Annotated in this window: 21 protein-coding genes; 5 read left to right on the top strand and 16 right to left on the bottom strand. The window is 68.5% G+C overall.

Going from position 1 to position 19103, the window contains the following annotated elements; all coding sequences use genetic code 11:
- The first annotated feature begins 71 nt into the window (after nt 1-71).
- Nucleotides 72-1082, top strand: coding sequence for a cyclase family protein (locus BM339_RS28830; RefSeq protein WP_075022871.1), 1011 nt, complete (start codon nt 72-74; stop codon nt 1080-1082).
- Between the two features lie 152 nt (nt 1083-1234).
- On the top strand, nt 1235-1654 hold the full coding sequence (locus tag BM339_RS28825) for a hypothetical protein (protein WP_143118638.1): 420 nt from the start codon (nt 1235-1237) through the stop codon (nt 1652-1654).
- 59 nt (nt 1655-1713) lie between these two features.
- Here the strand turns inward: BM339_RS28825 and BM339_RS52700 are convergent, their stop codons facing one another.
- Together BM339_RS52700 and BM339_RS28815 are read right to left on the bottom strand one after the other, a co-directional pair.
- Entirely contained in the window at nt 1714-1929 is a 216-nt protein-coding gene (locus BM339_RS52700) for a DUF397 domain-containing protein (RefSeq protein WP_075022869.1), read from the bottom strand.
- Between the two features lie 102 nt (nt 1930-2031).
- On the bottom strand, nt 2032-2898 hold the full coding sequence (locus tag BM339_RS28815) for a helix-turn-helix domain-containing protein (protein WP_075022868.1): 867 nt from the start codon (nt 2896-2898) through the stop codon (nt 2032-2034).
- A gap of 808 nt (nt 2899-3706) precedes the next feature.
- On the opposite strand from BM339_RS28815, the gene BM339_RS28810 reads away from it, so the two are divergent.
- Entirely contained in the window at nt 3707-4270 is a 564-nt protein-coding gene (locus tag BM339_RS28810; RefSeq protein WP_021591814.1) for an RNA polymerase sigma factor, read from the top strand.
- A gap of 7 nt (nt 4271-4277) precedes the next feature.
- Here the strand turns inward: BM339_RS28810 and BM339_RS28805 are convergent, their stop codons facing one another.
- Nucleotides 4278-4694 (bottom strand): hypothetical protein, encoded by a 417-nt coding sequence (locus tag BM339_RS28805; protein ID WP_143118637.1) that lies wholly within the window; start codon nt 4692-4694, stop codon nt 4278-4280.
- Nucleotides 4695-5768: 1074 nt separating this feature from the next.
- Between BM339_RS28805 and BM339_RS28800 the strand changes: the two genes are divergently transcribed.
- Nucleotides 5769-6023: a DUF397 domain-containing protein gene (locus BM339_RS28800; RefSeq protein ID WP_021591812.1), complete on the top strand. Its 255-nt coding sequence runs from the start codon at nt 5769-5771 to the stop codon at nt 6021-6023.
- Between the two features lie 136 nt (nt 6024-6159).
- Here the strand turns inward: BM339_RS28800 and BM339_RS28795 are convergent, their stop codons facing one another.
- Nucleotides 6160-7680 carry an AMP-binding protein gene (locus BM339_RS28795; RefSeq protein WP_075022867.1) on the bottom strand — a complete coding sequence of 507 codons (1521 nt, stop codon included), beginning with the start codon at nt 7678-7680 and terminating at the stop codon, nt 6160-6162.
- A gap of 58 nt (nt 7681-7738) precedes the next feature.
- Between BM339_RS28795 and BM339_RS28790 the strand changes: the two genes are divergently transcribed.
- Nucleotides 7739-8323, top strand: a complete 585-nt coding sequence (locus tag BM339_RS28790) for a TetR/AcrR family transcriptional regulator (protein WP_075022866.1) — start codon at nt 7739-7741, stop codon at nt 8321-8323.
- Nucleotides 8324-8343: 20 nt separating this feature from the next.
- Here the strand turns inward: BM339_RS28790 and BM339_RS28785 are convergent, their stop codons facing one another.
- The 12 genes from BM339_RS28785 to BM339_RS28730 form a co-directional block, all read right to left on the bottom strand.
- On the bottom strand, nt 8344-9525 hold the full coding sequence (locus BM339_RS28785; RefSeq protein WP_075022865.1) for a GNAT family N-acetyltransferase: 1182 nt from the start codon (nt 9523-9525) through the stop codon (nt 8344-8346).
- Nucleotides 9518-10447: an SDR family NAD(P)-dependent oxidoreductase gene (locus BM339_RS28780; RefSeq protein WP_021591808.1), complete on the bottom strand. Its 930-nt coding sequence runs from the start codon at nt 10445-10447 to the stop codon at nt 9518-9520. Before BM339_RS28780 ends, BM339_RS28785 begins: the two co-directional genes overlap by 8 nt.
- Complete coding sequence (locus tag BM339_RS28775; RefSeq protein ID WP_075022864.1) at nt 10444-10842, bottom strand: Zn-ribbon domain-containing OB-fold protein; 399 nt, start codon at nt 10840-10842, stop codon at nt 10444-10446. Before BM339_RS28775 ends, BM339_RS28780 begins: the two co-directional genes overlap by 4 nt.
- Nucleotides 10835-11986 carry a thiolase C-terminal domain-containing protein gene (locus BM339_RS28770; protein WP_075022863.1) on the bottom strand — a complete coding sequence of 384 codons (1152 nt, stop codon included), beginning with the start codon at nt 11984-11986 and terminating at the stop codon, nt 10835-10837. The genes BM339_RS28775 and BM339_RS28770 overlap by 8 nt, the downstream gene beginning before the upstream one ends.
- A gap of 182 nt (nt 11987-12168) precedes the next feature.
- Complete coding sequence (locus BM339_RS28765) at nt 12169-12777, bottom strand: TetR/AcrR family transcriptional regulator (protein WP_161790998.1); 609 nt, start codon at nt 12775-12777, stop codon at nt 12169-12171.
- Nucleotides 12778-13004: 227 nt separating this feature from the next.
- On the bottom strand, nt 13005-13409 hold the full coding sequence (locus BM339_RS28760) for a hypothetical protein (RefSeq protein WP_075022862.1): 405 nt from the start codon (nt 13407-13409) through the stop codon (nt 13005-13007).
- 26 nt (nt 13410-13435) lie between these two features.
- Nucleotides 13436-13849 (bottom strand): hypothetical protein, encoded by a 414-nt coding sequence (locus tag BM339_RS48950; RefSeq protein ID WP_143118636.1) that lies wholly within the window; start codon nt 13847-13849, stop codon nt 13436-13438.
- A 23-nt stretch (nt 13850-13872) separates the two neighbouring features.
- The gene (locus tag BM339_RS28750; protein ID WP_143118635.1) at nt 13873-14343 is read right to left on the bottom strand and encodes a hypothetical protein; all 471 of its coding nucleotides are present in this window, start codon (nt 14341-14343) and stop codon (nt 13873-13875) included.
- A gap of 257 nt (nt 14344-14600) precedes the next feature.
- Nucleotides 14601-15335: an aspartate/glutamate racemase family protein gene (locus tag BM339_RS28745; RefSeq protein ID WP_075022860.1), complete on the bottom strand. Its 735-nt coding sequence runs from the start codon at nt 15333-15335 to the stop codon at nt 14601-14603.
- Between the two features lie 38 nt (nt 15336-15373).
- Nucleotides 15374-16699, bottom strand: coding sequence for an MFS transporter (locus BM339_RS28740; protein ID WP_075022859.1), 1326 nt, complete (start codon nt 16697-16699; stop codon nt 15374-15376).
- 18 nt (nt 16700-16717) lie between these two features.
- Nucleotides 16718-18256, bottom strand: coding sequence for an acetate--CoA ligase (locus tag BM339_RS28735; RefSeq protein ID WP_021591797.1), 1539 nt, complete (start codon nt 18254-18256; stop codon nt 16718-16720).
- Entirely contained in the window at nt 18256-19101 is an 846-nt protein-coding gene (locus tag BM339_RS28730) for an enoyl-CoA hydratase/isomerase family protein (protein WP_256255493.1), read from the bottom strand. Before BM339_RS28730 ends, BM339_RS28735 begins: the two co-directional genes overlap by 1 nt.
- Nucleotides 19102-19103 lie beyond the last annotated feature (2 nt).

Below are 19103 nucleotides of genomic sequence, written 5' to 3'. Positions count from 1 at the left end.
CGCCGGGCTCGCGCCCGCACCACTCCCTTCGCGATCGACGGCCACGACCCGGCCGGCACTTTGGAGGCGATATGTCCGCCGAGAAGCACTTTCCGACCTACGCAGAGCTGCTCGCTCGCACTGATGCCCCAGCAGGATCGGCCTGGGGTCTCTTCGGCCCCGACGACGAGCTCGGCACCCTGAACCACCTCACCCCCGAGCGGGTGCGCGAGGCGGTCGGCGTCGTCCGCACCGGCGAGGTCGTCAACCTGAACCTGCCTTTGGAGACGTTCGACCCGCCGGTGAGCCCCTTCCGCAAGAGCCTTCAGCACAACATCTATGCGAACAACCCGTCCCATCGGGACGAGTACCTCGACAGCTTCTATCCGCAGGCGAGCACCCAGCTGGACGGGTTCCGCCATATCGGCCACCCCGAGTTCGGCTTCTACAACGGGGCCGACCCCGACCGCTTCCAGCCGCGCGACCCTTTCCTCGGGATCAACCGCTTCGTCGAGCACGGCATCGTCGGTCGCGGGGTACTGGTCGACGTGGACCGCTTCCGCCGGGCGCAGGGGCGACCCATCGACCACGCCGCGGCCGAGGCGATCCCGATCACCGATGTCGCGGACGCGGCGGCGGAGCAGGGCGTCGAGTTCCGTCCCGGCGACCTGCTTCTCGTCCGGACGGGCTGGGTGCACCACCACCTTTACGAGCTGACACCCGAGCAGCGCCACGCAGCCAAGAACCCGCTGCGGGCGTCGGGCCTGCTCGCGAGCCACGACACCGTCGCCTGGCTCTGGGACCACCGGTTCTCGTTGCTCGCTGCCGACAACTTCGGGGTGGAGGAGTTCCCCGCACCGGCGGACTCCCCTTTCCTCACGGAGGCCGAACGCCGCGGCGACGTGCCGCGCACCGTGTACTCGGGCGTCATGCACGGCGTCCTCATCGGCCTGCTGGGATTCGTGCTCGGCGAGCTCTGGGACCTGGACGGTCTCGCGGAGCGTTGCGCCCGTGACGGGAAGTGGGACTGCCTGGTCGTGTCCAGCCCGCTCAACCTGACCGGAGGGTCGGGCTCTCCCGCGAACGCCGTCGCGATCCGATGAGCACGGGGGCTCACGGCGAGCCCCATCAGGGCCGAGGCGTCCTGTGACAAGGAATCATCCATCCGCCCGCCTCCGTGGAACGGCACCCGCCGGCAGCCGCCGCCGGGTGCGCCATGGGGCGGAGCCGATGGTGGCGACCTAGAGGTGTCTCCATGACGATCGATGCACCCGGCCGCCCCCAAAGCGGCTCCCACCAACATGACGATCCGATGCGGGAGTCCGTGTCGAGTGCCGCCCGGCCGTACTCGGTGGCGGTCGCCCTGACGGGCAACGACACCTCCGCCTTCCTGAGGGTCGTCGCAACCCTGCACCGCCGAGGCGTCCCCGTGACCGAAGCAGCACTGACCCGGCCGACGTCAGACCGCCGCACGTTCGCCGCGACATTCGTAGCCACAGAACGCCAGGCGCAGGTCGCCGCCGCCTCCTTGCGCAGGCTGGTCGACGTCGTCGACGTAGACGTCTACGAACCGACGGAGACCCCGGACGACCCCGGATCGCACGGCTCGTGCTGCGTGCTCCACGCTCATCCAATCACGAGCCATGGACTCCCTCCGCACATCGACGCTCAGTGATCCGCAACGCGGTCTGATCGGGTGCATGGCCTCCGCGAGTGTTTCGCAAGTACGGGGCGTTAGTAGCCGGACATATCGAGGCCGCCGGTTCTCGCGGACTCGAGCATCGCCACCCATTGCCCAACTTCGAGTACCACGGCACCCCCTGAGGGGTGGCGGGAGTCACGGATCAGAACAGACCGGCCCGAAAAAGCAACCTCGACACACTCTTCCTGTCTGCTGGCGCTGCTCTTAATCCATACGAGCGTGGAGGACGGTTTCGGTAGCGCGACCATCCGACAGCCCTCAATTCCTTGGGATGACTTCCTCAGTCAGAGTGTAGGCTGATCTGCCGTCCTGAGCCTATGCCGCATGACGCAGTATCTCCCCGTCCGCGCTCAACCTGACATCTCGTCCGCGATCTGCTCGATGAGCGTGAGTGACTCCTCCGAAGGAAGGGCCTCGGCCCGCAGTTGCTCGAAGGCGGCCCGATAGGCGGCTATGCGCGGGTCCTCACCGGTGATCGTCTCGCTCGTTCCGGAGCCTTCCAGGTAGAGGATGTCCCCGAGGTCTCCATCGAACTCCAGGAGTGTGAAAGGCCCCTTCATGCCCGGGTGCGCCCCTGCCCCGAAGGGGATCACCGCGATCTCGACATGCCCGTCACGCCCCTCCTCCACCAGCCTTCGCAACTGCGTCGGCATGATCTCCCGGTCGACCTTGATCCCGACGTGGCGCCGGATGACCGCCTCGTCGAGAAGGAACGACTGCCGCGGCGGCCGGGTGCGGTGGTTGAGCTCATCCTGGCGCCGCAGCCGGAATTTGACCACCATTTCTGAATTAACGCCCTCGAAGACCTCGCTGGAATACATTCGCGCATAATCTTCGGTTTGCAGCAGTCCTGGTATCGCTGAGTCCTGGACCTGTCGAATGAATGAGGCTCCGGCTTCGTAGCCGATATATGCGAGGTAGTTGTCGGATATCTCATGCCGATACGCCTGCCACCAGGCGGACCGCCGCGCATCCCGGGCGAGATTCTGCAGCCGCTCCACCTCCGAGTCTTCCACCACGCCATACTGCGCGAGCAGAACCTGCAAATCCGTCTTACTCAGCGGACTCCGCCCTCCCTCAATTCTTATGAGCTTCGCCGACGACCATTCGAGTTCGCGGGCGACCTGCTCCTGGGTGAGTCCCTTTTTCTTGCGGTGGCGCACGAGTTCGTTACGGAGAAGAAGGCTCTGGACGACGGGGCTTACTTCATTGTTCATAGTGAGACCTCGCGTTATCGGTAGCTCGGAGCAGCGGTTTCGGCGGCGGTCACGTGTGTGGCGTGCGTCGGCGCCGGGCGGTCGACTCGTACCGCTCACGCGTGCCTGCACAGTGTGCGGAAACTCCTACTTAGTGTGATCTATGGTATACGGCTTGGTGTTACCCGACATGGTGTCACATGGCATACTGACATCCGACGCGGAGCCTGCGGGACCGGGGGTGGGGTTTCACCGGACCCCCGGGCATCCATGGCCGCACCAACGATTGAGCGAGCGAAACACATGACTGACTTCAGTCCTGCTGTCCAGAGTCCACTCCTGCGACGCGCGCTTGCGCGGCTTCGCCGGCGCTGGGGACTCACGCAGGGCGGCTGGACCACCTTCCGGGCGCGCGGGCCGGGCATGGGCCCGCCACGCCGGACCGGCGTGAGGCCGCTCGGGAACGTTCGACTCACGAGGTGAACCGCCCGGTACCAACGGGCCTTCACGCAGATCCCGCATATCCGGTCACTGACCGGGCGAGGTGGCAGCAGACCAGGATCCCGGCAGCACTCGCGGCGCACCCGCCCCGTGGAAGGAAGACACCGATGCCAAGCGTCACAACGCGGGTCGCCCATTGCCTGCGGGACACCGCTGACCCCCTCCGGCTCGCCGATCGTCGGGCGGGCATGGAGGGCACGAGTTCGTAGCACCATCAGGCCCATCCCCGACCTCGATCCCGACACTCGACACCCCGAGCCATGTGACCAGCCCGTCCCCTCTCGAGGGCACATGGAGCCGCCGCAGGTGGTGCGAGGAGGAAACTCGAATGGAACCTTCGGACCACGACAAGCTCCGCAGGGACCTCTTCCGCCACGCGCGGGCGATGATGCGCCGGCTCGGCTCACAGGAGGCGGAGGACGCCGTCCAAGAGACGTTCTACCGTGGACTCAAAGAGGTGGGGGAGTTGACCGGCTGCGACCATGAGCCACGCTGCACTCGCCCCTTCGACTGCACGACGGTGTTTCCTCAATGGGCGTCCGGGACGCTTAAGAACGTGGTGCGAGAGGCATTCCGGCAGCACGAAAGGCAACGGAGGCTGCAAGCGAGACTGGAAGTCAGGGAGAGTATGGACGCCCAATGCGAGATGTCCGATGAGGAAGTACGCCAGGTACTTGAGGAGATACTGGTCTCGAGAAACGGGCGAGGCCAACGGCAATACGAGGCTTTCTGCCTTCGGCAACTGGACGGTCTCGACCGGACGGCGGTCGCCAAGAAGATGGGCATCTCTCCGAAGACGGTCGACAACCTCTTCGCGCGGGCGAAGAAGAAGCTGCTCGACGCCCTTAAGCACTACCGCGATCTGGGTGACTGGCCGGGAAAGGACCAGTGATCTCCCGTCAGGGCAGGCCGCCGGCCCGCCGGCCATCCTGGATGTCGCCGCGCGGGTTCTCCGGTCGGCTGCCGTGGACCGCCCACCCGCTCGGCAGGTGGGAGGCTCCGGAGACGAAGCCCGGCGCGGACTCTTCGCGGCGGCGGAACCGTCCCGGTGGCTGACCGCCCGGAGCGGAGCGGGACTTCGCGCCCTGGCCGGCCAGGGCTCCGATCAGGTCATGGGCCAGATCGAGGTCGCCCTCGATGGCGGCGGGATCGGCCGGGTCCGGGTGCTCCCGGACGATCCAGGCGAGGGCCGCCTGGGCGATCTCCGCCGCTCGCACGTCCGCGACCCCCTGGGCGCAGGCGAACTCTTCCAGTCGCGGACGCACCGACCAGTCGAGGAACTCCACCAACTCGCCGGTCTCCCGGAAGAACGTCACCGTACCCGCCGGGCCCGCGGCAGCCTGGGTCAGAGTTCGGGAAGAGGCGAATCTCGTCCTGAACTCCGGCGTTCCCATGAGGCGTTCGAGTTCGTCGCGGTGACGTCGGCGGAGTACGGCCGAAGCCAGGAGATCGCGGGTGGCGTCCGCCTCGTCCAAGGCGTCCGCCCCGGTGACCTCTTCCGGCTCCCGGGATTCCCTGCCCCGCTCCGGCATCGAAGACCCCACCCTCTCAAACTGACCGGTCGGTAGGGATGGTACGACAAATGAGTAACTCACGGCCATCCCTTGACGAGTCTTCATATGCGTTCGGCCCTCGGCGAAACATGAAAGCATCTGACGAAATCAGCGCAAATGGATGAATATCCACCGGTCGACGTGGCGGGAGGCTCTCCTCCCGCCTTCGCATTAGACAGCGGACCAGAGGCGGCAGCTGTGCCGCCGGTCACAGTTCTATGGAGACCCTGTCGAGTAGCGCCTCATTTGTCGTCACAGAAGCGTCATCTCGGCGGCTCCGCATCGGTCGACATGCCGGCGGGCGCCCTGTCGCGGGTTCGGCGGCGTGCGGGCGCCTGTCGAAGTGCCACGGATCGTAGTACATCCAGGTGAACCCGGAAAGCGCATCCTTCACCGATCAGGGCATGTGAACCGTCGGCCTCGCAGGTCGTCGCGCGGCCTCATCCGGCCAGACCGATGCCCGGCCCAGGCGCTCACCGCCACCCCGGGTGTGACACAGGACACAGCCACCTCCATAGGGATCTCGGGCCGCGCCCGTCATTAGAAGGCATACGTGCAACCGAGCCACCAGGCCGGAGCGCGGCCCTCCGTCCATAGACGGCATCGATCAAAGGAGCCCGATGCGTTGGGAAGGAAGACACGGTCCAAGAAGGAACGCCGGCGGCGCGACGCTCGCCTCGGCAACCAGGACAAGGCCCTCCAGAGCCTGTCACGGGAACTGAGGCCCAGGGGCGGCCGGAAGCGGGACGGCTCCAGGCGCCGGTTCGTCGGTCGGCCGGTGAACATCATCCTTACTCCATCAAACGGCGGCACGCCGGAAGAAGGGACTTCGAGCAGATGAGCGGGATCGAGAAGGCGGACGGAGGCCGGGAGGGTCGTGCGCATGCGACCCGGCGTCCGGCCCCGCGGTGGGGCAAGAGCAGTTACTGCGCCTCCGACTCGTACTGCGTCGAGGTGGCCAGGCTCTCGCCGGGGCGGGCCGGTGTGCGTGACGCCAAGAACCCGGCAGAGGCGCCGTTCCTCACGTTCGGCTCGATCGCGTGGGGCGAGTTTCTCGCTCGGGTGAAGGAGAACCGCTACGACGTGAGGTGAGCACGCCTGCGCGCTCATAGAGACCTCCTGCCCCTCGTCGTCCTCTTGGCGAGGGGCAGGAGGTCGTTCGTCCTCGGGCGGTGCACGACCGACCTGGTAGGTGACTTCCTACCTGCCCGGGGCGTCGGTGGGAGGGTCAGGGGGAGGGGGTGCGTTCTGCTACGAGGGAGGATCGGCGTAGTTTGCCGGCTTCGTCGCGTGGGATGCGGGCGACCAGCTCGTAGGTCTTCGGGAGCTTGTACGCCGCCAGCTGGCCTCGCATGAAGTCGCTCAGTGCCTCGACGGTGAGGGACGAGCCGTCGACGAGCTGCACCACGGCGTGGACGGTCTGGCCCCACTCGGGGTGCGGCAGGCCGATGACGGCGGCGTCCGAGACCTCGGGGTGCTCCAGCACCGCCCCCTCCACCTCGGCGGGGAAGATGTTCGCGCCGCCGGAGATGATGAGGTCGACCCTCCGGTCTGCGATGTAGAGGTAGCCGTCGTCGTCGACGTATCCGAAGTCGCCCACGGTGATGAAGCCGTCGGCGGTGGAGGGGGCCGGTTCGCTGCCGCGGTACTCGTAGGTCGGGCCCCGGTGGTGGGGGCGCATGTAGATCATGCCCACCTCTCCGGTCGGCACCTCGCGCTGGTCGTCATCGAGGATGCGCAGGTCACACCCGAGAGGTCTGCCTACGCTGCCCTCCCGCCGGAGCCATTCGTCGCCCCTGATCGCGCTGGCTCCGATGGCCTCGGTGGCGCCGTACAGCTCGTTGACCCGGGTCGGTCCGAGCAGGTCGATCCACTGCTTCTTCAGCCACCGGGGGCAGGACGCGGCGCCGTGGAAGAGTGACTCGACGCTGGACCAGTCACGATCGGTGACACCGTCCAACCGCATCATCCGCATCATCATCGTCGGGACGGCGAACATGAAGTTCACGCCGTACCGTTCGACGCAGTCGACCGCCACTTCTGCCGTGAACCTTTCCAGGACCACGAGGTGATGGCCGAAGAACAAGCCCCAGTACCCCCACCCGAACGGCGCGTTGTGGTAGAGCGGGCCGGAGACCAGCTGGGTCTGGTCGTGCCTGAACCCGAGGGCCTGCGCGAGCGGCTCCAGCGCGTGGCCCTCGGCGGTTCCGACCACGGCTCCAGGGTTTCCCCAGGGCAACGGGTCGACGATGAGCTTGGGCACCCCGGTCGAGCCTCCGGAGCACACGGCTTTGCCCGGCTGTGCGTCGGCGAGGCGCCAGCCTGGGTCCTGCATCGTCTCGATCTGCGCGGGGGTGACGCACTGGTGGCCGGGCACAGGATCGAGCGAGATGACCAGGGCAGGACGGGCAAGGGCGAGGATCGGGTCGCGTTCCCGGGCCGGCATGTCCGACCTGAGCGGCACCACGCATGCTCCCAGCTTCCATACGGCCAGGGTGGACAGCAGGTGCTCGACCGAGTTGCGCAGCTTCACCACGACGACGCTGTCGGGGCCGACGCCGCGCGCGGCGAGCCCGGAGGCGAAGGTGTCGCTGCGCGCGTCCAGCTCCGACCATGTGAGACGGGTCGTGGTGGCGTCCGGGTGGGTGACGAAGGTCAGGGCCACTTCGTCGGGACGTGTCGTGCCAAGATGGCGGATGCGTTCGCCGTACCCGACGTAGTGGTCGAACGCGAGTCGCTGCTGGGGCAACGCCTTTCCTCCTCGTAAGTTAGCGAACGCTTGCTGAACTCGCTGATACGATTGCCACGTGCCCCGTCCCACCCGCGTCCAGGAGATAGTCGCCGCGGCCACGAAGCTCTTCAACGAGCGGGGATTCCAGGGGACGTCGGTGCGCGCGATCGCCGAAGGCGCCGGAATGCACTCGGGGGGCCTCTACTCGCATTTCCCCTCCAAAGAGGCTCTGCTGCACCACATCGTCAGCGAGGCGAACCAGCACACCCAGGTCGCCGTGGAAGCGATCCGCGACGGTTCACTCGATCCGGAGGCGAAGTTCCGTGCCGCGCTGCTCGCGCACGTGAGGGCGAACATCGAGGTCGAAGCGGCGGCGATGTCGCGCATTCTGCTGACCGAGTGGCGGCACCTCACCGGCCGGGAGTTCGACGAGGTGCTCGGCCAGCGCCGGGCGTACGAGCAGCTCTGGGACGACATCATCGTGGAGGCGATCGAGGCCGGCGTCTTCCGCAAGGACGTGGACCCGCACATGGTGCGCCTCATCACTCTGTCGGTCGGAAACTGGGCTGGCATGTGGTTCAACCCCAAGGGTGAGCAGACGGTCGATGAGGTCTTCGGAAGGGCGGCCGACGAGATGCTGCGGGGATTCCTCGCGCGCTGAACTTCATTGATCCGGCGGTTTCAGAAGTGCTCGAAGAACCATGGGCTGGTGGCGGCGAACATGGCGTCCATCCGGTCGACCGCCGCGCTGGTATGTGCCTTGAGATGCCCCAGTGCCAGCGCCTCTCGGGCGCTCGACCGTCCGGTGAAGAGGGACGCGAATGCCGTCGCCTCCACTGTCACGTCCGGCTCCGCGTCGGTTTCCTCGACCTGGCAGCGGCCGTCCCGCACCGCGAGCCTCAGCGTGCTCGCCTCGGTGTCCGGTGCGCTCTGGATCCCCAGCACCAGCGTCAGGTCCAGGCCGGCGTTGTAGCCCCGCGAGGTGAGCGCGGCCGGACAGTCCAGGATCTTGGTCATCCAGGGGTGGACCCAGTCCATGAGAACGGGGGCGTCGAAGAAGCCGGCCAGCCCGTCGGACGGGCCGCCGAACCACGAGATCTCCTCCCCGGGCGAGCCGGCCTGCGCCAAGGCGTGCAGCAGCGCGCGGGCCGCCGGGGCGCTCGTCCACACGATCTCGCGGGCTCGGACGCGGTGCCAGAACGCGAACTCGCCGCGCGGCGCGGGGACCTGGTCCCACAGCGCGTACCCGGTCGCGGTGCCGTCGCGTTCGGCGACGACGGCGAACGTCTCGCCTGACCGGACCCGCGGCAGGATGTGACCGTGCCACCAGCTCCGGTCGCGGTCGATCGGCCCGTTGCCGCGCCGGGCGACCGTGTCGTACACCTCGGCGAGCCGGTCGGCGTCGGCCGCCTCGAACCAGCGGACGCCGTCCTTCTCCTGGCCGCGCCGCAGAGCCTGCGGCGACACGTGATGCCGGTACCGGAACCCGGCGATCTCGAACCCGGCCCGGCGGTAGGGCGCCACGCTGGACGGGGTGAGGGTGGCGATGGCCGCCCCCGCCTCGGCGTACCGATCGAGGACGGGGCCGAGCAGGTCCGCCATGACCCCGCCCCCGCGGCGGGTGAGGTCGACCATGACCGACGAGACCGTCACGCACGGAACGGGCCTGCCGCCGAACCACTGCCCGCAACGCCGGGCCAGGAGGGCGGCCACAGGTGCCCCGTCGCGTTCGAGGACGTGGCCGTTCTCCAGCCACGTATCCACGTCCAGCGGCGCGGAGAAGCACTGGTTCCGCAGTCGCGCCACGAACCGCTCGTCGCCGGCGTCGAAGGGCCGGCATATCGGCGTTGTCGGGTCATCCATCGGCGGGCTCCTTCTCGCCGAGCGCGGCCAGGAATTCCGTCACGTCCGGCCACGTGCTGAGTTCCGGACCGACCTGCCGTTCCAGCTCTTCCAGGGTCCAGCGCCCGCTCGTGGTGAACCGGTCGACGATGGGGGGCGGCGCGAAGAGCCGCACCTCGTTGCCGACGGCGTGCAGGACCTGGCCGGTGGCCCGGCAGGTCGGGGACGCCAGCCAGCCCACCACGGGGGAGACGTTCCCCGGGTCCCAGTAGTCGAAGCCGGTTTCGTCCGCCGGTTCGATGAGCTCCCCGGCCGACGCCATGCTGTCCAGGACCGTCTGTGTGCGCGCCGAGGGAACGACCACGTTCGACCGGACGCCCACCGTCTCGCCCTCCAGAGCCAGCACCGAGGAGAGTGCGACGATGCCCAGCTTGGCGGAGGCGTAGTTGCCTTGCCCGAAGTTGGGCATGAGGCCGGCGATGGAACTGGTATGCACGATCGCGCCCTGAACAGGGGATCCGTGCGCCTTCGCCAGCTTCCTCCAGTGAGCCATGGCGTGGATGGACGGGGCCGCGTGACCCTTCAGGTCGACACGGACGACGTCGTCCCACTCGGCCTCGGTCATGCGCGCCAGCGTCCGGTCCCGCAGGATCCCGGCGTTGTTCACCAGGATGTCGAACCGCCCGAACGCTTCGACGCAGGCGTCGATCATCTCGCGGGCGTCCGTCCAGTCCGAGACATCGCCGTGGTCGCTCACCGCGCGGGAGCCGTTCGCGGTGATCTCCTCGGCGACGCCGTCGGCCGGCCGGCGTGACCCGGGGCCTCGGGCGACGTCGTTGACCAGCACGGCCGCGCCGAGGCTCGCCAGATGCAGGGCGTGGCTTCGGCCCAGGCCGCCGCCCGCGCCCGTCACGATCGCGGCCATCCCGGCGAGCGGGCTCACAGCGCCACCTCCCCGACCTCGTCGAAGAACAGGACCGGACGTGTCCCGGCGTCCGGTCGCCTCCAGCGGGCGGCGACGCGGTCCCCGATGGCGGCGGTGTCCGGCATCCGCGCGAGCAGCCGCGGGCCTTCATCGATCTCCACCAGCCCGACCGTGTACGGCGGCGGGATGTCGTCCCGCACCGGAAGGTGGACCGTCACGCACGAGTACACCGTGCCGAGGCCGGATGCCTCGATCCACGTCAGGTCGGTCAAGTCGCAGGCCATGCAGAAGGGCCTTGGATACAGCTGGTGGTGCCCGCACACCGTGCACCGCTGCACCAGCAGCCTCCCCTCGGCCGCCGCGGACCAGAACGTCGTCGTGGGCGGATCGAGGATTTCCGCGCTATCAGTCATTGGTGAGCACCACCGTCGAGCTGTAGGAGCACAGGCCGCCGATCGCGTTGACCAGCGCACATCTGGGCCCCGGATCCACCTGGCGGTCGCCGGCCTCGCCGCGCAGCTGCCGGACGGCCTCGATGACGAGGAAAATGCCGAAAGCGCCGGGGTGCGTGTAGGACAGGCCGCCCCCCGACGTCATGGCCGGCAGTTTCCCGCCGGGTCTGAAATGGCCTTGCGCGAACATCTCGCCGCCCGCCCCCTTCTCACAGAAACCCAGGTCTTCGAGCTGCAGGATCGGGGTGATGGTGAAGGCGTCGTAGGGCTGGAAGATGTCGACGTCCTCCGGACCGATGCCGGCCATGTCGTAGGCACGGCGGCCCGAGCCGGCCGCGGCGGTCGTCGTGATGTCGCGGCGCTGGTGAGGATGCCAGTGGGTGTGGCTTTCCCCCCACCCGCGGATCGCGACCGGCGGGCGTTTCGCGGCCCGGGCCCGGTCGGCCGTCGTCACCACGACGGCGCCGCCGCCGTCGGTGATCGGGCAGCAGTCCAGCTTCTTGAGCGGACCGCAGATCCTGTCCGAGGCGAGGACGTCCTCGATCGTGAGCGGGCCCCGCCGCCATGCCTTGGGGTTCAGGCGCGCCCATTCCCGTCCGGTGACCGCGACCGAGGCGAGCTGCTCCTCGGTCGTCCCGTACTCGTGCATGTGGCGCGCCGTGATGAGGGCGAAATGGCCGATGGGCGTCGGGATTCCGATCGGCAGGTCGAACTGCGCGGCGATCGACTCCGGCGCCGGCGGCGCCACGGGGTACTCCCGGGACCGCTTCCGCAGGGCCCGCTGCCGGGACGCGTACACGAGCAGGGCGACCTCGCACTGACCGGCCGCGATCGCCGCCATGGCATGCCCGATGAAGCCGACCCACGAGCCGCCGCCCAGGTCCGAGGAATCCGCATGGCTGGGCTCGATGCCCAGGTACTCGCCGACCTGGACCGAGCCCTCCTCGCCCATGTAGTTGACGAACAGCCCATCGACGTCGGCGCGCGTCAGCCCCGCCTCGTCGAGCGCCTCCATCGCCGCCAGCGCGGCCATCGACGACTCGGACTGGTCGATGACGTGCCCGAGCGGACTCTCGGCGACACCCGTGATGTAGAACTCCGGCATCTGCTTCCTCTCTACGGCAGGACCGTCGTCGGGGCGTCCCATGACCCGCCGCGCCTCAGTAGCAAAGTGAACGCTCGCTTTGTAAAATGCCACGACACCGCGACGCCTGTCAACGGCACCCCTGGCCTCAAGACGCCCAGGTCGGACGTGTCATAGAGCCGCTACGCCGAGCGCTACGCCCGTCAGCGGGCTGCCGCTCGCCGGGCCATCTGGTGCATGAAGAGTTTGAAGCGACGCAGGGCGTCCGGGTCGTCGGCATGCCGGCGGACGCCGTCCGCGCCGACGAAGCCGCCCCTGACGAATCCACTGATGAGCCAGGCCACATGCCATGTGAACAATTCCGGATCCACGTCACCGTCGACGGCCTGGGCCACCATGTCGTTGATCATCCGGAATGGAGGCAGGCCATACCGCTCCTCCAGATCGGGGAAGTCTGTGGCGTCGGCCATCCACCGGTGCACCCATATCGACGGAAGCTCCTCATGTTCCAGGGCGTAGTCCAGGTTCCGGTCGATCAGCCGGATCAGCCCCTCAGCATCAGGGGTGAAAGCGGCGCGGACGGGGGCCAGGTGTTCCATCCGCTCCTGGGTCAACTGCTCCATGACGGCCAGGTACGCGCCGCGCTTGCCCCCGTAGGCGTCGCGGACCACGGAGGCGTCGATGCCGCACGCATCGGCGATGAGCTGCGTCGTGGTCTCGTCATATCCCACTTCAGAGAAAAGCCGCGCGGCCGTGAGCAGCACATGCCGGGGAATTCGGCCACCGGCTTCCTCCGGCGATTGCTCGCCCACGTCAACCATCCCCCGCTACGGACGAATTCGGTGGTAACCGGGCATCCCCCGCATCTCAGCTGCTCAAACGCTACCCGCCGGTGCTAGCGAGCCCCTGCCTCGCACGGATCAGACGTGCAGGCGTGCCCCGATCCACCGCTCAACGACGGCCAGCACGGTCGTCGCCGGAACTGGACCGGACGTCGCCGTCGATGAAGCACCCGAGGGACGACATGGCCATCTGGCGGTCACGACACCCCGGTGCCGCCGTTGCAGGTCTTCGAGAGGACGACGCCATCGTCGGTGAGGCACACGACGAATTCGACCTTGAGGCCTTCCGGCCACGAGGAGTTGAAGTCGATCGTGGTACCCGCGCCCTTCGTGTTCTTCTTGTTGGGGGTGAGGACCACGCCATCGACTGTGATCTGCAGAAATACCCCGGCGCCATCGGCCGCGTTGTCGGTCAGGAAGAAGTGCTCACCCTTGGCCTGGAATTTCGCGCTCCCGGCGCACTTGGCGTGCGAGCCGGACGCCCTGGTGCAAGCGCCGGCGTTCTGCCCCGCCTGAGCCACACCCGGGAAGAACGACGACATGACGACGGCGGCGGCAGCGGTGGCGGTGAGGATGGTGCGGACGCGACTCAAGATGACCATTACTCCTCTTTCGCGGTGACGGCTCGTCAGCCGCCGGCCTCGATGTACTCGTGGTTGCAGAACTGGTCGGCGCCGGGGTCGTCGTCCAGGCAGATCTCGAACCGGTAGGTCTTGTTCTCGTTGAGGTTGTACGGCTGCCCCTCGGAGGCCCGGTGAGTCGTGCACTTGCCGTCGTTGTTCCGGTCGAAGAGCTTGTAACGCCTGGTGCCATCGGGATTGCGCACATAGCCGACGGCGCGCTTACCGTCCGACTGCACGTCGCACACCGTGATGACGTCCCCGCGAGGGGAGAACCCGAGACCGCCGCCGGACCGGCCATCGGTCGTATAGATGCTGACATTGGCTACAGATGTGGTCGCGGATGCCGTAGCGGCCGACCCGGCGACCAGCAGCGAACAGGCGATGACGACCGTAAGAACCCGCTTCACTGTCTCGACCATCCTTCCGCTGGACGATGATGCGGTCATCCGGTGCTGACCTCGCGCACCCACCCCGATGTGATCCACTTATCGCCATCGAAAAGCTGTGGTATCAGAGTGATATTCTTGTTCTCCGGGATTTTATCGTGAAATCCCGTGCACACTTTCCAGCCAGATCCCGCCCCTTTGTAGTTGTGGCACCAGAACTTTCTGTCCGGCCCGCCACGGAAGTACCCGTAGAGCGCCGGGTGGTAGCCGTCCGCCGAAGTGTCCCGTATCCAGAACTTGTCGCCACCGCGCTCGAAACACGCTTGCATCCTGACCTGGTCACCTGTTTGGGTGGGCAGGTCCGAGGCGTCGACGGCCACGAAGCTGTAGTCGATGCAGGGAACCTTCCCGCCCGGGTTGTGCGCGTTCTCGGTATATATCGTCTCGGCACTGGCCGGTGTGCTGAACACGGTGACCAGTGCAAAAGCGGAAACACCGACGGCCTTGAGCGATGCTGGCAGTTGCACGATTACCTCCAGACTGAAGTAGAGACCGATTCGCGGGCGAACCACCGACGATCCCCCATTAATGCAGCCACGCATGTTTCCTCAGCGTTTCCTGTTGCTCGAGCGCCCCCAGCGTCAGCCTCGAGACCGGTCGCCTGGCCGCCCTGCCTGATGAGGACGCACCCGCAGGTCACCGGGCACTCGCTCCGGGTGCTCTATGTAGTGCCCGGCCCAGCCGAACGCGGGGCCGAGCGGCCGCGGCGGCGGTGGGGGCGGCCTTATGGGTGGAGGCCGAGTTGGAGCCAGCGCAGCAGGGTCGTCACGTCCCATACCGGGAGTCCAGTGGTTGCTCGGATGGCCTCCGCGTAAGGAGGAAGGTTGGTGCATTCCAGGACGATCGCCTTGATGGCGGGGTCTTCGGCGAGGCCGTCGCGGACGGCGGTCAGTACCTCCTGCTCGGCGATGTCGAGGTTGAGCGGGCCGTGGCCGCCGACCATGACGGGATAGAAGTGCTCCGTGTCCTCCAGGCCGATCATCGTGAGCCGCTTGGACACGGTCTCGTCGATGCCGACGGCTTTCAGATGGTCTCCGGACAGCGTCCGGGCGTTCGCGGTGACGACGCCGAGGCGGTCGTCGGGGGCGAGCATCTGCAGCACCAGGGGGATCTGCAGCAAGGCGGAGGTGGCGACCAAGGCCTCTGACCGCGCTGCCATCTGTGCCTGGTGGATGGCGACGAATCCGCAGGAGGTGCCGATGGCCCGTGCGCCTTGTGAGACGAGTTCGTCCCCGGCGGCGAGGAAGGTGTCCAGGAGGCCGGCGGCGTTGTGTTCGACGACGCGCTCGGTATCTGCTCCTCCGGCGGTGGTGTACCCGACGGGGAAGTCGAAGGTGCGGGCGTTGCCGACGTCGCCGACCGCGCGGGGCGCGTCGGTGTCCATCAAGATCACTCCGATGTCGACGCCGTGGCTGCCGCGGTGTCGTGGTACCACCGATGGCCGGGGTTCGAGTGTCATGGTCTGCCCTTCTCTGGACGGATCGGCTGGGGTCCCGGTCAGGATCTGGGGGTCTGCGGCGCCGCCGTCGTGGGCGCGGGGCCGGACAGCGGCCGGACGGAACGAGCGGGCAGCACACGGGACAGCCCGCCCACGGCCGTGACCGTGCTGATCACGGCGACCGTCGCGAGGTAGATCGCAGGGGAGAGCTGTGCGCCGGTGGTGGACACGAGCCAGGTCGCGACGTAGGCGGCGGTGCCGCCGAAGGCGGTGTAGCACAGGTTGAACGACAGGGCGCTCGCGCTGTAGCGGATGCGAGGGGCGAACAGCTCCACGGTGAGCAGGCACGTGGTGCACGAGATGGGGCCCAGGCACAGGCCGATCAGTGCCTGTCCGAGCAGGACGCCCGCGAGATGGTCTCCGCGGACGAGGTCGAAGGCCGGCACCGCGACGACGGCGAGCGCGACGGCGGCGGTCGCGGCGACGGGCACGCGGCCGTGGCGATCGGACAGCCGGCCGCCGATGCCCGCCGATACGGCGAACGCGACGAGGGCGAGGCTGGAGGAGATCAGAGCCGTGGCGTCGGAGCGTCCGAGTTCGGAGGTGATGTAGCTGGTGGTGTAGCCGGCCATCAGGTAGAAGCCGACCGCGTTGGTGATGGCCCATCCGAAGAGCAGCAGCATGCGCAGCTTGGAGGTGCGCAGCGCCTCCAGCAGGGGGGCCTGTTCGATCTCGCCGGCCTCCTCGACGGCGCGGAACTCGGGACTGTCCTCGATTCTCAGCCGCAGATACAGGCCGATCAGGCCGAGCGGTGCGGCGAGCAGGAAGGGGACGCGCCAGCCCCACGCCTCGGGCAGCGCCTGCCCGGCGGCGAAGGCGAACACGGCCGCGGTGATGGTGCCGGCGGCGACCCAGATCGGGATGGTCGCGGCGTAGCGGCCGCGCTGACCGTCGGGGGCGTACTCGATGATGAAGGTGTTGGCGCCGACCTGCTCGCCTCCCGCGGAGAAGCCCTGGGCCAGGCGGCAGACCAGGAGGAGGGCGGGCGCGAGGAGCCCGACGGTCGCGTAGCCGGGCAGCAGGCCGATGCCCAGGGTGGCGACGCTCATCAGCACCACCGCGAGGGTGAGCGCGGTGCGGCGGCCGAGCCGGTCGCCGAGGTGGCCGAACACGACGCCGCCGACGGGGCGGATGGCGAAGCCGACGGCGAAGACCGCGAAGGTGGACAGCAGCCGGGCGGTCGGGTCGTGGCCGGGGAAGAACTGGGTGGCGATGGTGGTCGCGAAGTAGCCGTACAGGGCGAAGTCGTACCACTCGACAAAGTTGCCGATGCCGGCGGCGCGTACCGCCGAGCGACGGGTGGCGGGGGTCACGTACGTGGTCATGACCGGGCCTTTCGTCCGTCAGCGTCCGGCGCGAAGCGCGGCGCGCTGGATCTTGTGGGTGGTGGAGCGCGGCAGCGCGTCGACGTAGTCGACGCGGCGCGGGTAGGCGAAGCGCGAATGCACGGTCCGGACGTGCTCCTGGATGCTCGCCGTGAGCCGCGGCGAGGGACGGTGCCCGTCGGCGAGCACGATGAAGGCGTGCACGATCTGCCCGCGGTCGGGGTCGGGGTCGCCCACGACGGCGGACTCGGCGACGGCGGGGTGGGTGTCGAGGACGGCCTCCAGGTCGTAGGGGCCGATCCGGTAGCCCGACGAGATGATCACGTCGTCGCTGCGGCCGAGGAAGTAGAAGTTGCCCCGGTCGTCCTGGGTGGCGGTATCACCGGTGCGGAACCACTCGCCCTCGAAGACGGCACGGGTGTCCGCCGGACGGTTCCAGTAGCCCAGCGGGTATTGCGGGTTGGTCCGTGCTCGAAGGCATATCTGGCCGGGGGTTCCGGGCGGGACCGGGCGGTCCCGGTCGTCCAGCACCGCGACCTGCCAGCCCGGCAGGGCCCGTCCCATCGAGCCGCTCGGCGCCGTGGTGCCGGGCAGCACGCCGATCATCGGGTAGGACTCGGTGAGCCCGTAGTAGTCGTACAGCGGGACATGGAACTGTTCGGTGAACCAGCGGGCCAGGTCGGCGGGCAGCGGCTCGGACGAGCTGTAGGCCCGGCGCGGGCGCAGCGGGATCTGCTTCCCGGCCTCCGGTAGAACCGCGCGCAGGCGGCGCAGCATCGTGGGGTTGAGCAGCATGTTGCCGACGCCTTCGGCGGCCATGGCCTCGAACAGCGCCACCGGGTCGAAGCGGCCCGGCTGGTGGAAGACGAACGGCACGGCCCCGTGCCGCCAGGGACCCAGCAGCTTCGCCAGGGACCAGGCCCAGTCTCCCGCCCCGTGGAAGAGCTCGCCCGGCCTGAGCTGGTGGCAGACGGTGAACTCGTTGTGGCCCGGCAGCCAGCGGTGCGCGTGGACGACGCCTTTCGGCGGCCCGGACGTGCCGGAGGTGTAGTAGATCACGGCGGGGTCGTCCGCCCGGGTGACCTCCGGCTCGCACTCCTCCGGCACACCGTCGAGCAGCCGCGGCGTCAATGCGATCAGGTGGCCCGTCCCGGACGCCTCGAACGCGGCGAGCCGCTCGGGCGTGGTGAGCGTCAGGGCCGGCGCGCTGTCGTCGAGCCGGAAGGCCAGTGCCTCCTCTCCCCACAGCGTGCCGGCCATCACCACGACCGCGCCGATGCGCAGCGCGCCGAGCACGGCGGCGGCGGTGTCCGGCGACGCCGGCAGGACCAGCGCGACGCGGTCTCCCGGTCGCACGCCGCGGTCGCGGAAGAAGGTGCCGAACCGTGCGGCGCGCGCTCGCATCCAGCGCCACGTGACGCGGCGGGTCGCGCCGGCGTCGTCGCGCCAGATCATCGAAAGCGCTTCGGGCGAGTGCCGCGTGCTGACGTCGAGGGCGATGTTGTACTTCTCCGGCACCTCGTCCCAGTGGGCCGTCCCGGTGGTGGGGTGCGGCATCAGCGTCCCTCCGTGACGTCGGCGGCCGGTGCCGTGGCCCGTGTTTCGAGGAACCGGCTCATTTCCCTCTGCGGTTCGCCGGAGGCGTAGGCGTCGCGGTGGGCGTGGAGCGCGTGGGTGAAGGCGTCCCGGTAGGAGCGCTCCGTCATCGCGCGCAGCCACGCCTTGGTCCGGGCCACGGCACCGGCCGGCTGCCGGGCCAGCCGCTGCGCGCGCAGGATCGCCACGTCCACGACGTCGCCCGTGGTCACGACGTCGTGGACGACGCCGGCGGCGTGCGCCTCGTCCGCGCTCATCAGCCGCCCGGACAGCACCAGTTCCGTCGTGCGGGACAACCCGAGCGCCTGCGCCATCAGGTAGGTGCCGGTGATGCTGGGGATGCCGGAGCTGACCTCGGGCTGGCCCAGCATCGCGGTCGCGTGCGCCACGCGGACGTCCATCAGGAGCGTCACCTGGAAGCCCGACCCCGCGGCGACGCCGTTGATCGCGGCCACGGTCGGTTTGTCCGTCTCGCGGATCACGTCGTAGAACGCCGCGATCCGCCTCAGCCATGCCTCCGCCCGCGCCGGGTCGGCGGCCGCGAAGGTCCGGGTCTCGGCGAGATCCTGTCCCGCGCAGAATCCGCGCCCGGAGCCGGTCAGCACGATGGCGCCGACCGAGTCGTCGTCCCGTGCCCGCACCAGGATCTCGGCGAGATCGTCGCGCATCGCCTCGGTCCAGGCGTTGAGCTTCTCAGGCCGGTTCATCACCACGATCTCGACGTCGTCGTGGCGGTGGCTGTAGGCGAAGCCCGCCTTCGGGCGACCACCGACCGCGTCGGTCCGATCCGGTTCACTTGTCAGCACGT

This window comes from Actinomadura madurae (assembly GCF_900115095.1).
Taxonomy (GTDB): Bacteria; Actinomycetota; Actinomycetes; order Streptosporangiales; family Streptosporangiaceae; genus Spirillospora; species Spirillospora madurae.
Note: the sequence above shows the minus strand (reverse complement) of the source record. Positions and strands in the feature narration are given on the sequence as shown.

What these genes read in the sequence shown, in the direction of transcription:
- BM339_RS28830 (WP_075022871.1), top strand. Translation starts at nt 72, where the DNA reads ATGTCCGCCGAGAAGCACTTTCCGACCTACGCAGAGCTGCTCGCTCGC.
- BM339_RS28825 (WP_143118638.1), top strand. Translation starts at nt 1,235, where the DNA reads ATGACGATCGATGCACCCGGCCGCCCCCAAAGCGGCTCCCACCAACAT.
- BM339_RS52700 (WP_075022869.1), bottom strand. Translation starts at nt 1,929, where the DNA reads ATGGTCGCGCTACCGAAACCGTCCTCCACGCTCGTATGGATTAAGAGC.
- BM339_RS28815 (WP_075022868.1), bottom strand. Translation starts at nt 2,898, where the DNA reads ATGAACAATGAAGTAAGCCCCGTCGTCCAGAGCCTTCTTCTCCGTAAC.
- BM339_RS28810 (WP_021591814.1), top strand. Translation starts at nt 3,707, where the DNA reads ATGGAACCTTCGGACCACGACAAGCTCCGCAGGGACCTCTTCCGCCAC.
- BM339_RS28800 (WP_021591812.1), top strand. Translation starts at nt 5,769, where the DNA reads ATGAGCGGGATCGAGAAGGCGGACGGAGGCCGGGAGGGTCGTGCGCAT.
- BM339_RS28785 (WP_075022865.1), bottom strand. Translation starts at nt 9,525, where the DNA reads ATGGATGACCCGACAACGCCGATATGCCGGCCCTTCGACGCCGGCGAC.
- BM339_RS28775 (WP_075022864.1), bottom strand. Translation starts at nt 10,842, where the DNA reads ATGACTGATAGCGCGGAAATCCTCGATCCGCCCACGACGACGTTCTGG.
- BM339_RS28770 (WP_075022863.1), bottom strand. Translation starts at nt 11,986, where the DNA reads ATGCCGGAGTTCTACATCACGGGTGTCGCCGAGAGTCCGCTCGGGCAC.
- BM339_RS28760 (WP_075022862.1), bottom strand. Translation starts at nt 13,409, where the DNA reads ATGGTCATCTTGAGTCGCGTCCGCACCATCCTCACCGCCACCGCTGCC.
- BM339_RS48950 (WP_143118636.1), bottom strand. Translation starts at nt 13,849, where the DNA reads ATGGTCGAGACAGTGAAGCGGGTTCTTACGGTCGTCATCGCCTGTTCG.
- BM339_RS28745 (WP_075022860.1), bottom strand. Translation starts at nt 15,335, where the DNA reads ATGACACTCGAACCCCGGCCATCGGTGGTACCACGACACCGCGGCAGC.
- BM339_RS28740 (WP_075022859.1), bottom strand. Translation starts at nt 16,699, where the DNA reads ATGACCACGTACGTGACCCCCGCCACCCGTCGCTCGGCGGTACGCGCC.
- BM339_RS28735 (WP_021591797.1), bottom strand. Translation starts at nt 18,256, where the DNA reads ATGCCGCACCCCACCACCGGGACGGCCCACTGGGACGAGGTGCCGGAG.